This window comes from Pseudomonas sp. RA_105y_Pfl2_P56 (assembly GCF_963970845.1).
Taxonomy (GTDB): domain Bacteria; phylum Pseudomonadota; class Gammaproteobacteria; order Pseudomonadales; family Pseudomonadaceae; genus Aquipseudomonas; species Aquipseudomonas baetica_A.
In genome coordinates this window covers 1-11,989 of sequence record NZ_CAXAPL010000054.1, presented here as the reverse complement: position 1 = coordinate 11,989, position 11,989 = coordinate 1, and the positions used below count along the sequence as shown (strand labels likewise).

At 58.3% G+C, this 11,989-nt stretch carries 9 protein-coding genes; 3 read left to right on the top strand and 6 right to left on the bottom strand.

All coding sequences use genetic code 11. The features are described 5' to 3' along the window. Positions 1-50: 50 nt before the first annotated feature. The 5 genes from purB to AACY11_RS25630 form a co-directional block, all read right to left on the bottom strand. Positions 51-1,421 carry an adenylosuccinate lyase gene (purB, locus tag AACY11_RS25650; protein ID WP_339434117.1) on the bottom strand — a complete coding sequence of 457 codons (1,371 nt, stop codon included), beginning with the start codon at positions 1,419-1,421 and terminating at the stop codon, positions 51-53. A 127-nt stretch (positions 1,422-1,548) separates the two neighbouring features. Continuing rightward, positions 1,549-2,172 (bottom strand): high frequency lysogenization protein HflD, encoded by a 624-nt coding sequence (hflD, locus tag AACY11_RS25645; RefSeq protein WP_221730384.1) that lies wholly within the window; start codon positions 2,170-2,172, stop codon positions 1,549-1,551. Continuing rightward, positions 2,169-3,293 carry a tRNA 2-thiouridine(34) synthase MnmA gene (mnmA, locus tag AACY11_RS25640; protein ID WP_339464580.1) on the bottom strand — a complete coding sequence of 375 codons (1,125 nt, stop codon included), beginning with the start codon at positions 3,291-3,293 and terminating at the stop codon, positions 2,169-2,171. The genes hflD and mnmA overlap by 4 nt, the downstream gene beginning before the upstream one ends. A gap of 59 nt (positions 3,294-3,352) precedes the next feature. Beyond that, complete coding sequence (locus AACY11_RS25635; protein ID WP_339496007.1) at positions 3,353-3,799, bottom strand: NUDIX hydrolase; 447 nt, start codon at positions 3,797-3,799, stop codon at positions 3,353-3,355. Between the two features lie 213 nt (positions 3,800-4,012). Further along, a complete protein-coding gene (locus AACY11_RS25630) occupies positions 4,013-6,238 on the bottom strand; it encodes an NADP-dependent isocitrate dehydrogenase (protein ID WP_339434114.1) in 2,226 nt (741 codons plus the stop codon). Positions 6,239-6,718: 480 nt separating this feature from the next. Here AACY11_RS25630 and icd point away from each other — a divergent pair, with 480 nt between their 5' ends. Continuing rightward, complete coding sequence (icd, locus tag AACY11_RS25625; protein ID WP_221730380.1) at positions 6,719-7,975, top strand: NADP-dependent isocitrate dehydrogenase; 1,257 nt, start codon at positions 6,719-6,721, stop codon at positions 7,973-7,975. A gap of 76 nt (positions 7,976-8,051) precedes the next feature. On the opposite strand, the gene AACY11_RS25620 is transcribed toward icd, so the two are convergent. Further along, complete coding sequence (locus AACY11_RS25620; protein ID WP_339434113.1) at positions 8,052-8,339, bottom strand: cold shock domain-containing protein; 288 nt, start codon at positions 8,337-8,339, stop codon at positions 8,052-8,054. Between the two features lie 224 nt (positions 8,340-8,563). Between AACY11_RS25620 and clpS the strand changes: the two genes are divergently transcribed. Both clpS and clpA read left to right on the top strand, forming a co-directional pair. Next, positions 8,564-8,947 (top strand): ATP-dependent Clp protease adapter ClpS, encoded by a 384-nt coding sequence (gene clpS, locus AACY11_RS25615; protein WP_016987405.1) that lies wholly within the window; start codon positions 8,564-8,566, stop codon positions 8,945-8,947. A 30-nt stretch (positions 8,948-8,977) separates the two neighbouring features. Continuing rightward, positions 8,978-11,248 carry an ATP-dependent Clp protease ATP-binding subunit ClpA gene (clpA, locus tag AACY11_RS25610; RefSeq protein ID WP_339434112.1) on the top strand — a complete coding sequence of 757 codons (2,271 nt, stop codon included), beginning with the start codon at positions 8,978-8,980 and terminating at the stop codon, positions 11,246-11,248. The last annotated feature ends 741 nt before the right edge of the window (positions 11,249-11,989 follow it).

Below are 11,989 nucleotides of genomic sequence, written 5' to 3'. Positions count from 1 at the left end.
AATAAAAACGCCCGGCGCGGCCGGGCGTCTCAAACGGGTCAAGCGGTCGATCAGATGCGTTTGGCTTGCGCTACAGCGTTACCGATGTAGTTGGCCGGGGTCAGTTGCTTGAGCTCGGCTTTCGCTTCGGCTGGCATGTCCAGACCGTCGATGAAAGTCTGCAGTGCTTCAGGGCTGATGCCCTTGCCGCGGGTCAGTTCTTTCAGCTTTTCGTACGGGTTTTCGATGTTGTAGCGGCGCATCACGGTCTGGATCGGCTCAGCCAATACTTCCCAGCAAGCGTCGAGGTCGGCAGCAATCTTCTGCTCGTTGAGCTCAAGCTTGCTGATGCCTTTGAGGCTGGCTTCGTAAGCGATCACGCTGTGAGCGAAGCCGACGCCGAGATTGCGCAGTACGGTGGAGTCGGTCAGGTCGCGCTGCCAGCGAGAGATTGGCAGTTTGCTCGCCAAGTGCTGGAACAGTGCGTTGGCGATACCCAGATTGCCTTCGGAGTTTTCGAAGTCGATCGGGTTGACCTTGTGCGGCATGGTCGACGAACCGATTTCGCCAGCGATGGTGCGCTGTTTGAAATAACCCAGGGAAATGTAGCCCCAGATGTCACGGTCGAAGTCGATCAGGATGGTGTTGAAGCGCGCAATGGCGTCGAACAGCTCGGCGATGTAGTCGTGCGGTTCGATCTGCGTGGTGTACGGGTTGAAACCCAGGCCCAGCTCGTCTTCGATGAAGGCGCGGGCGTTGGCTTCCCAGTCGATCTGCGGGTAGGCCGACAGGTGGGCGTTGTAGTTGCCGACAGCGCCGTTGATCTTGCCCAGCAGTGGCACCGCAGCGACTTGAGTGATCTGACGCTCGAGACGGTAAACCACGTTTGCCAGTTCTTTACCCAGCGTGGTCGGCGAAGCCGGTTGACCGTGGGTACGCGACAGCATCGGCACGTCAGCGAAACGGATGGCCAGTTCGCGGATGGCGTTGGCGGTTTGGCGCATCAGCGGCAGCATCACGTCGTCACGGCCTTCGCGCAGCATCAGCGCGTGGGACAGGTTGTTGATGTCTTCGCTGGTGCAGGCAAAGTGGATGAACTCGCTGACTTTGGCCAGCTCCGGCAACTTGGCCGCCTGCTCCTTGAGCAGGTATTCGATCGCCTTGACGTCGTGGTTGGTGGTGCGCTCGATCTCTTTGACGCGTTCGGCGTGCTCCAGCGAGAAGTTTTCAGCCAGTTCATTGAGAACGGCGTTGGCCTCGGTGGAGAAGGCTGGCACTTCCGGGATGCCGGCGTGGGCGGCCAGGCGCTGGAGCCAGCGTACTTCAACCAGGACGCGGGCACGGATCAGGCCGTACTCGCTGAAAATCGGGCGCAGGGCCTGGGTTTTGCCGGCGTAGCGGCCGTCTACAGGGGAAACCGCAGTGAGCGAAGAGAGCTGCATGGGGTGTTCTCGGACAGTCGGGCAACGAAATGGGGCGCGTATCATACATGAAAAAATCCGCCGGTCCGTCGCCAACCGACCGGCGTATTACGCGTTACAGACTACAAAGCTTTTATTGCGCGACGATTTACTCGCTGCGCATCAACGGATACAGCTCTTTGAGCAGCTTGCGCCGGCTGATCACCAACTGCCAGCGATGCCCGCCGAGCTGGCGCCACAGGCGTGCTGAACGGATACCGGCCAAGAGCAGGGCGCGGATTTTCGAGGCATTGCTCGGCTGTTGCAGGTTGCGCATGTCGCCATGCACCTGAATCCGCTGGCGCAGGGTGCTCAGGGTGTCTTGGTACAGCGCGCCGCACGCGGCAACCACGTTTTCGTGGGCCGGGCCGAAGTGCTCAACTTGCGACTGGATCTGCGGCAGGCGCTTGCCGATGGTGTCGAGCATGTCGTCACGCTTGGCCAGTTGCCGCTCAAGACCGAGCATCGACAGGGCATAGCGCAATGGCTCGCGCTGCAAGGTGCTCGGGTCGCGTTCAAGCGCGCCGATCAGTGCGCGGTAGCCTTCACGCAGATTGATATCGTCGCCGCCGTACACGTCCAGCGTGTCTTTCGGGTCGCGCACCAGCAGGCTGCCGAGCATGCAGCTCAGGCCGGCCTCGTTGGTCTGGCCGGTCTTGGCGATCCGGTCGACCAGCACGGCTGCGAGAAACACGCCGCCCAGCGCCGTCAGTTGCTCCTGAGTCGGGTTCATGCCTGGCCGCTCCACGGCTCGGCGACTTCGATCACGCCGCCGCCGAGGCAGATTTCACCGTCATAGAACACCACGGACTGGCCTGGCGTCACCGCGCGTTGCGGCTCGTCGAACACCGCGCGGTAACCGCTGGCGGTTTTTTCCAGGGTGCAGGCCTGGTCGCTTTGGCGGTAACGCACTTTGGCGGTCAGGCGCAGCGGCTGGCTCAGATCGATCGGGTTGACCCAATAGATTTCCGAGGCGTGCAGGGCGCTGGAGAACAGCCATGGGTGGTTGTTGCCTTGGCCGACGATCAGCTCGTTGTTGTCCAGATCCTTGCGCAGCACGTACCACGGCTCATCGCCCGCATCTTTCAAACCGCCAATGCCCAGGCCCTGGCGCTGGCCGATGGTGTGGTACATCAAGCCGTGGTGACGGCCGATGACTTCGCCTTCGGTGGTTTTGATCTCGCCCGGTTGTGCCGGCAGGTATTGCTTGAGAAAGTCGCTGAAACGACGCTCGCCGATGAAGCAGATCCCGGTGGAATCCTTCTTCTTGGCGGTCGCCAGCTCGTATTTTTCGGCAATGGCGCGGACTGCCGGTTTTTCCAGCTCGCCGACCGGGAACAGGGTCTTGGCGATCTGTTCGCCGCCGACGGCGTGCAGGAAGTAGCTTTGATCCTTGTTCGGATCGAGGCCCTTGAGCAGTTCGGTGCGGCCATCGATGTCACGGCGGCGCACGTAGTGGCCGGTGGCAATCAGGTCGGCGCCGAGCATCATGGCGTAGTCCAGGAACGCCTTGAACTTGATCTCGCGGTTGCACAGGATGTCCGGGTTCGGCGTGCGACCGGCCTTGTATTCGGCCAGGAAGTGCTCGAACACGTTGTCCCAGTACTCGGCGGCGAAGTTGGCAGTGTGCAGTTTGATGCCGATCTTGTCGCACACGGCCTGAGCGTCCGCCAGGTCGTCCATGGCGGTGCAATATTCCGTTCCGTCGTCTTCTTCCCAGTTCTTCATGAACAGGCCTTCCACTTCAAAGCCCTGCTCGATCAGCAGGAGAGCGGAAACGGAAGAGTCCACGCCGCCGGACATGCCGACAATGACGCGCTTCTTGGATGTGTCAGAAGGGGCTGGATCACGCATAGGGATTCAATGAGTGTCTTGAAAAAGGACGCGATTCTATCAGGCTCACGGCCTCAAGGCTAAAGAGAAGGGCGGATCAGTTCGAGGCCGAAGTGATGGCCGGCCAGATAATCATCGATGCAGCGGATGATCAGCTCGCTGCGCCAGTTATCGCGCTGGGCGATTAATTCGTCGCGGGTCAGCCACTTGGCGCCGACGATGCCGTCGTCGAGCGGGCAATCCGGGTGGTGCTTCACGGCTTTGGCGCTGAAGCACACGCGTTGGTAGGTGACACCGTTGCTCGGTGCGGTGTACAGGTAAATGCCGATGACGCCGGTGGGTTCGACGTCCCAGCCAGTTTCCTCAAGGGTTTCGCGAATGGCAGCTTCGATCAGGGTTTCGTTCGGGTCGAGATGGCCGGCAGGCTGATTGAGTACGTTGCGCCCGGCCTTGTGCTCTTCGACCATCAGGAAGCGGCCGTTGTCCTCGACGATGGTGGCGACGGTGATGTGGGGGAGCCATTCCATAAATCTTCCTCAATCTATTGGTTGAAACCTGATCCCCTGTGGGAGCAGGCTTGCTCGCAAATACGGTTTGTCATTCAACATCTTTATTGACTGATCCAATGCATTCGCGAGCAAGCCCGCTCCCACATGGGGTCGTGTCTCAAGGATAAATGGGCCAGCGCCACAAAAAGAAACCCCGGCACTGGGCCGGGGCTTCTTTACAGCATTACAACCTTAAACCAGCGCAGCAACCGCCGCGTTGAAGGTTGCGCTTGGGCGCATGGCCTTGCTGATCAGCTCGGCATTGGCGTGGTAGTAACCGCCGATGTCCACTGGCTTGCCCTGCACGGCGTTGAGCTCGGCAACGATGGTTGCTTCGTTCTCGGTCAGGGTTTTAGCCAGGGGCGCGAACTGCGCTTGCAGTGCAGCGTCTTCGGTCTGGGCAGCCAGGGCCTGAGCCCAGTACATCGCCAGATAGAAGTGGCTGCCGCGGTTGTCGATGTTGCCGACTTTGCGCGATGGCGACTTGTTGTTGTCGAGGAACTGGCCAGTGGCCTGATCCAGAGTCTTGGACAGAACCAGCGCTTTCGGGTTGTTGTAGTTCACACCCAAATGCTCGAGGGATGCCGCCAGAGCCAGGAATTCGCCCAGCGAATCCCAGCGCAGGAAGTTCTCTTCAACCAGTTGCTGCACGTGCTTCGGTGCCGAACCGCCGGCGCCGGTTTCGAACAGGCCACCGCCGTTCATCAGCGGCACGATCGACAGCATCTTGGCACTGGTGCCCAGTTCCATGATCGGGAACAGATCGGTCAGGTAGTCGCGCAGTACGTTGCCGGTCACCGAAATGGTGTCCTTGCCTTCGCGGGTGCGCTGCAGGGTGTACTTCATCGCGTCGACCGGCGCCATGATCTGGATGTCCAGACCGGCAGTGTCGTGATCCTTCAGGTAAGCCTGAACTTTCTCGATCACTACGCCGTCGTGAGCGCGCATCGGATCGAGCCAGAAAATGGCTGGAGTGCTGCTGGCGCGAGCGCGGTTGACGGCCAGTTTGACCCAGTCCTGGATCGGCGCGTCTTTGGTCTGGCACATGCGGAAGATGTCGCCAGCTTCAACAGCCTGTTCCATCAGCAGGGTGCCTTTGCTGTCGGTCACGCGAACCACGCCGTCAGCCTTGATCTGGAAGGTCTTGTCATGCGAGCCGTACTCTTCGGCTTTCTTCGCCATCAGGCCGACGTTTGGCACGCTGCCCATGGTGGTCGGGTCGAAGGCGCCATTGGCTTTGCAGTCTTCGATCACAGCCTGGTAGATGGTCGCGTAGCAGCGATCCGGGATCACAGCCTTGGTGTCGTGCAACTGGCCGTCGGTGCCCCACATCTTGCCGGAGTCACGGATCATCGCTGGCATCGAGGCGTCGACGATAACGTCGCTCGGCACGTGCAGGTTGGTGATGCCTTTGTCGGAGTTGACCATCGCCAGCGATGGACGAGCGGCGTAGACCGCTGCCATGTCGGCTTCGATCTGCGCTTGCTGATCGCTAGGCAGGGCCTTGATACGAGCGTACAGATCGCCGATGCCGTTGTTCAGGTTGAAGCCGATCTGGGCCAGCACGTCAGCGTGCTTGGTCAGCGCGTCTTTATAGAACTCGGCAACGATCTGGCCGAACATGATCGGGTCGGAGACCTTCATCATGGTCGCTTTGAGGTGAACCGACAGCAGCACGCCTTGTGCCTTGGCGCTTTCGATTTCTGCGGCGATGAACGCGCGCAGGGCGTTTTTGCTCAACACGGCGCAGTCGAGGATCTCGCCAGCCTGAACGGTGGTTTTTTCTTTCAGGACGGTCGTGGTGCCGTCTTTGGCGATCAGCTCGATTTTCACAGCGTCAGCGGCGTCGATCAGGGCGGCTTTTTCGCTGCCGTAGAAATCGCCGGTGCTCATGTGAGCAACGTGGGACTTGGAGTCTTTGGCCCATGCGCCCATTTTGTGCGGGTGCTTGCGAGCGTAGTTCTTGACCGACAGCGGAGCGCGGCGGTCGGAGTTGCCTTCACGCAGAACCGGGTTCACGGCGCTGCCTTTGACTTTGTCGTAACGCGCCTTGGCGTCTTTGTCGGCATCGCTGGTTACGGTTTCCGGGTAGTCCGGCAGGTTGTAACCCTGAGCTTGCAGCTCTTTGATCGCGGCTTGCAGTTGTGGAACCGAAGCGCTGATGTTCGGCAGCTTGATGATATTGGCTTCAGGCGTAACGGCCAGGTCGCCCAGTTCGGCGAGGTGATCGGCTACGGCTTTGTCGCCCAGTTGCTCGGGGAAGCTGGCCAGAATGCGTGCTGCAAGAGAGATATCGCGGGTTTCCACGGCGATATCGGCCGAGGCGGTGTAAGCCTCGATGATCGGCAGCAGGGAATAGGTGGCGAGGGCTGGAGCTTCGTCGGTGAAGGTATAGATGATCTTCGAGCGGGTGGGCATATTCGGATTAACTCTCTCTTCTTTGCTAAAGCGTGCGCAGAAACTCGAGGGGCGCCGGGTAAGCGCGTTCGTTCAAAGTCATCCATGAACCGAATGTCGAGATTCTTCGCGGTGATGTTGGGTGCATCGTTGAGCGTCAAGCAGTCGGACTGCGGTAACAGTTCAACCAAACAGGCGGAAAGTCTCGTGCTAGAGAGGCCAGCCGTCGTGACCCTTTGGTCAGCGGGCGGCATTATACATAGGTAGCTGGCAATCTGCCGATGGTTCATATGCAACGATTCTCGTCCATTGGTCTAAAGGTCGCAGGGCGGGGTGGGGCGTAGAGTCTTGCGCAATGCTTGAGTTTGGCGCTTTTCCCTTTGCTTTCAGGGTTGTACGAAACGAGATGTGCCTGCGTCTTGAACAGAGGGTTTGCGTGTTGATTTAACTGGGTTACGCTCGAACCAAGCCAGATGTTCAATCCAAACAATGGAGTTCAGCATGGGTTACAAGAAGATTCAGGTTCCAGCCGTCGGCGACAAAATCACCGTCAATGCAGACCATTCTCTCAATGTTCCAGATAACCCGATCATCCCCTTCATCGAAGGTGACGGCATTGGTGTTGACATCAGTCCGGTGATGATCAAGGTTGTCGATGCTGCAGTTCAAAAGGCATACGGCGGCAAACGCAAGATTTCCTGGATGGAAGTCTTCGCCGGGGAAAAAGCCACTCAGGTTTACGATCAGGACACCTGGCTGCCTCAGGAAACGCTCGACGCAGTCAAGGATTACGTGGTTTCCATCAAAGGCCCGCTGACCACCCCGGTCGGTGGCGGCATCCGCTCGCTGAACGTGGCTCTGCGTCAGCAACTCGATTTGTACGTCTGCCTGCGTCCGGTGCGCTGGTTCGAAGGTGTGCCAAGCCCGGTGAAAAAGCCTGGCGACGTCGACATGACTATCTTTCGCGAGAACTCCGAGGATATCTACGCTGGCATCGAGTGGAAGGCCGGTTCGCCGGAAGCCACCAAGGTCATCAAATTCCTTAAAGAAGAAATGGGCGTCACCAAGATCCGTTTCGACGAAAACTGCGGTATCGGCGTCAAGCCGGTTTCCCTCGAGGGCACCAAGCGCCTGGCGCGCAAGGCGCTGCAGTATGTGGTCGATAACGACCGCGATTCGCTGACTATCGTGCACAAAGGCAACATCATGAAGTTCACCGAAGGTGCCTTCAAGGAATGGGCCTACGAAGTGGCCGCCGAAGAGTTCGGCGCGACCCTGCTCGACGGCGGTCCGTGGATGCAGTTCAAGAACCCGAAAACCGGCAAGAACGTCATCGTCAAGGATGCCATCGCCGACGCCATGCTCCAGCAGATCCTGCTGCGCCCGGCCGAATACGATGTGATCGCCACCCTAAACCTCAATGGCGACTACCTCTCCGACGCTCTGGCGGCGGAAGTGGGCGGTATCGGTATCGCGCCGGGCGCTAACCTGTCCGACACCGTAGCGATGTTCGAAGCCACCCACGGTACTGCGCCGAAGTACGCCGGCAAGGATCAGGTCAACCCGGGTTCTCTGATTCTTTCGGCGGAAATGATGCTGCGTCACATGGGCTGGACCGAAGCGGCGGATCTGATCATCAAGGGCACCAACGGCGCCATCAGTGCCAAGACCGTGACTTATGACTTCGAGCGTCTGATGGATGGGGCCAAACTGGTGTCGTCTTCGGGCTTCGGTGATGCGCTGATCTCGCATATGTAAGAACTGCAAGCATGCAAAAAACCGCCCCTCTCGGATAATAGAGGGGCGGTTTTTTATGGCTGAAGGTTTTGACGCGTCAGCTGGTAACTTTTTGTTCTCGAAAGGTGTCCGGGACTGTTTCTTTTTCTTCTGTGGCTACGACCGCTGTAATATTGACCGCGTGCAGGCCTTTGGGCCCCTGAGCGATCACGAAGCTTACGGCCTGCCCAGCCTTGAGGGTTTTATACCCGTCCATTTCAATGGCGGAGTAGTGCGCAAAGAAATCAATATCTTTGCCAGCCTCGTCTAGACCTTCACGGGCGTCGGTATTGATGAACCCGAACCCCTTGGCATTGTTGAACCATTTCACCTTGCCGACAGCCATGCTCAAATCCCTCTGCAACAGACTCCAACGCTGGAGTATCATCCAGGACATCCGCAATCTAATCCGTTAAAAGGATTGACTCCGCGGATCTTTTTTACCCACTGTGGGCTCTATTGGTTGTAACACCGTTTTCCCGATAGTCAAGGTGACCGGGCAGTCGGAGTTGAAAACGTGTACAGCCGCCCCCACCACTGTATTTGCACAACTGACGAACCTTTCTTTCCATGCATGCAATCAGCCAGATTCGACTAACATTCAATCAGGATCGCCCGCTTCTCCAAAAGGATCTTCCAGAGGAGCACGACGACGATTCGGCAGGCGTTGCTGTTCAGGAAGCAAAGCCTGCGTTACAGGCGCCGCCGATGTACAAGGTGGTTTTGTTCAACGATGACTACACACCGATGGATTTCGTCGTCGAAGTGCTCGAGGTGTTTTTTAACCTGAATCGCGAGCTGGCGACCAAGGTCATGCTGGCCGTCCACACAGAAGGGCGGGCAGTATGTGGAGTGTTTACCCGCGACATCGCCGAGACAAAGGCCATGCAGGTCAACCAGTACGCCAGGGAAAGCCAGCATCCGCTACTCTGTGAAATCGAGAAGGACGGTTAATCGCCGACCACTTGGGTATGAGGTGAAGCTATGTTAAACCGCGAGCTCGAAGTCACCCTCAATCTTGCCTTCAAGGAGGCTCGTTCGAAGCGTCATGAGTTCATGACCGTCGAACACCTCCTGTTGGCCTTATTGGACAATGAGGCTGCCGCCACCGTTTTGCGTGCCTGCGGCGCAAACCTCGACAAACTCAAGCATGACCTGCAGGAGTTCATCGACTCCACCACGCCATTGATCCCCGTTCATGACGAAGATCGCGAAACCCAGCCAACCCTGGGCTTCCAGCGTGTACTGCAGCGTGCTGTTTTTCACGTACAGAGCTCGGGCAAACGCGAAGTGACTGGCGCCAATGTGCTGGTTGCAATCTTCAGTGAGCAAGAGAGTCAGGCCGTGTTTCTGCTGAAACAGCAGAGCGTTGCGCGCATCGATGTCGTCAACTACATCGCTCACGGCATTTCCAAAGTGCCGGGGCATGGCGATCACTCTGAAGGTGAGCAAGACATGCAGGACGACGAGGGCGGTGAGTCTTCTTCTTCAGGCAATCCTCTGGATGCTTATGCCAGCAACCTCAACGAACTCGCGCGTCAGGGGCGGATTGATCCGCTGGTCGGCCGTGAGTCGGAAGTCGAGCGTGTCGCGCAGATCCTGGCGCGGCGGCGCAAAAATAATCCGCTGTTGGTCGGCGAGGCTGGCGTGGGTAAAACCGCGATTGCCGAAGGCCTGGCCAAACGCATTGTCGACAACCAGGTCCCTGATCTGTTGGCCAGCAGCGTTGTTTACTCGCTCGATCTCGGTGCTCTGCTCGCGGGCACCAAATATCGCGGTGATTTCGAGAAGCGCTTCAAGGCGTTGCTCAATGAGCTGAAAAAGCGTCCTCAGGCGATCCTGTTCATCGACGAGATTCACACCATCATTGGTGCTGGCGCTGCGTCCGGTGGTGTCATGGACGCTTCGAATCTGCTCAAGCCACTGCTGTCGTCTGGCGATATTCGCTGCATCGGCTCGACCACGTTTCAGGAGTTTCGCGGCATCTTCGAGAAGGATCGTGCTTTGGCGCGGCGCTTCCAGAAGGTCGATGTCGTCGAGCCGTCGGTGGAAGACACCATCGGTATCCTGCGCGGCCTGAAGGGTCGTTTCGAGGCGCACCACAACATCGAGTACAGCGATGAGTCGTTGCGTGCCGCCGCTGAACTGGCGTCGCGTTACATCAATGATCGACACATGCCGGACAAGGCCATCGACGTGATCGATGAGGCGGGTGCCTACCAGCGTTTGCAACCGGTCGAGAAGCGCGTCAAGCGTATCGAAGTGCCGCAGGTTGAAGATATCGTGGCGAAAATCGCGCGTATTCCGCCGAAGCACGTCACCAGTTCCGATAAGGAACTGCTGCGTAACCTGGAGCGTGACCTCAAGCTGACGGTGTTTGGTCAGGATGCGGCGATCGACTCGCTGTCCACTGCGATCAAGCTGTCCCGTGCCGGCCTCAAGTCGCCTGATAAACCGGTGGGGTCGTTCCTTTTCGCAGGGCCTACCGGTGTCGGTAAAACCGAAGCCGCGCGGCAACTGGCCAAGGCGTTGGGGATCGAACTGGTTCGCTTCGACATGTCCGAATACATGGAGCGTCACACCGTATCGCGTCTGATCGGTGCCCCTCCAGGTTATGTCGGCTTCGATCAGGGCGGTCTGTTGACCGAGGCGATCACCAAGCAGCCGCACTGCGTATTGCTGCTCGATGAAATCGAGAAGGCGCACCCGGAAGTCTTCAACCTGCTGCTGCAGGTGATGGACCACGGTACGCTCACTGACAACAACGGGCGCAAAGCGGACTTCCGCAACGTGATCGTGATCATGACCACCAACGCTGGTGCCGAAACGGCAGCTCGTGCTTCGATTGGTTTCACCCATCAGGACCACTCGTCCGATGCGATGGAAGTGATCAAGAAGAGCTTCACGCCGGAATTCCGCAACCGTCTGGACACCATTATCCAGTTTGGTCGCCTCAGTCATGAGGTCATCAAAAGTGTGGTGGACAAGTTCCTTACCGAGCTTCAGGCGCAGTTGGAAGACAAGCGTGTGCTGCTGGAAGTTACCGATGCGGCGCGCAGTTGGCTGGCGGCGGGTGGTTACGACTCTGCCATGGGCGCTCGTCCGATGGCGCGTCTGATCCAGGACAAGATCAAGCGTCCGCTGGCGGAGGAGATTCTGTTTGGCGAGCTGGCCGAGCATGGCGGTGTGGTTCACATCGACATCAAGGACGGTGAAATGACGTTTGACTTCGAAACCACGGCTGAGATGGCCTGACGGCTTGGTGTTGATTGGGAAGGCGCCTTCGGGCGCCTTTTTTGTTTTTGGGGGGGGTGGGGTTTTTGGGTTTTGGGTGAATATCCGTTGCTGCGGTGATGGCTTATTACGGTTTCGCCCTTACGGCGACTCACTTTTTTTCAAACGCCAAAAAAAGTAAGCAAAAAACGCTTGCTCCTACGTTCGGCCCGCTCGCTGGGGCTCGGGGTTCCTTCGCTCCGGGATCGATCCGGGCGCAGCGCCTACGGTTTGCTTCGCTGCACCTCCTCTCGCTGTGTTTGGCTTCGCCAAACGGTCGCTGCGCTCCCACCCCCGGATCAATCCCTCCACTCAGCCTTCCGACGTCGCCTTGCAGATCAAAAACTGCAGCCGAGCTAACGCTCATCCTGTTGAGCAGTGAAAAGCGGGCGCTGTTTGCTGTTGGTTTTTTGTGGGCGCTGGCTTGCCAGCGATGGCGGCCTGCGAGCCGACCATCTCTGACTAATCGCGCCCAATCCAGCTGTGGGGGCGAGCTTGCTGGCGAAGACGGCTTACCAGCCACCGAATTTTCACTGAACACACCCAGTCCCCATGTAGGAGCTGCCGAAGGCTGCGATCTTTTGATCTGTTGCTCAACCCCCCGGTGTCAGGATAGTTGTCGCCTCTCCGGTTTTTCCAAAAAAAGCATATCGGGGGCGGAAAGAGACTGGTCGTGCCGTACTATTCACCTGAACGCAGAGCCGCATTACTTAAGATGCTGCT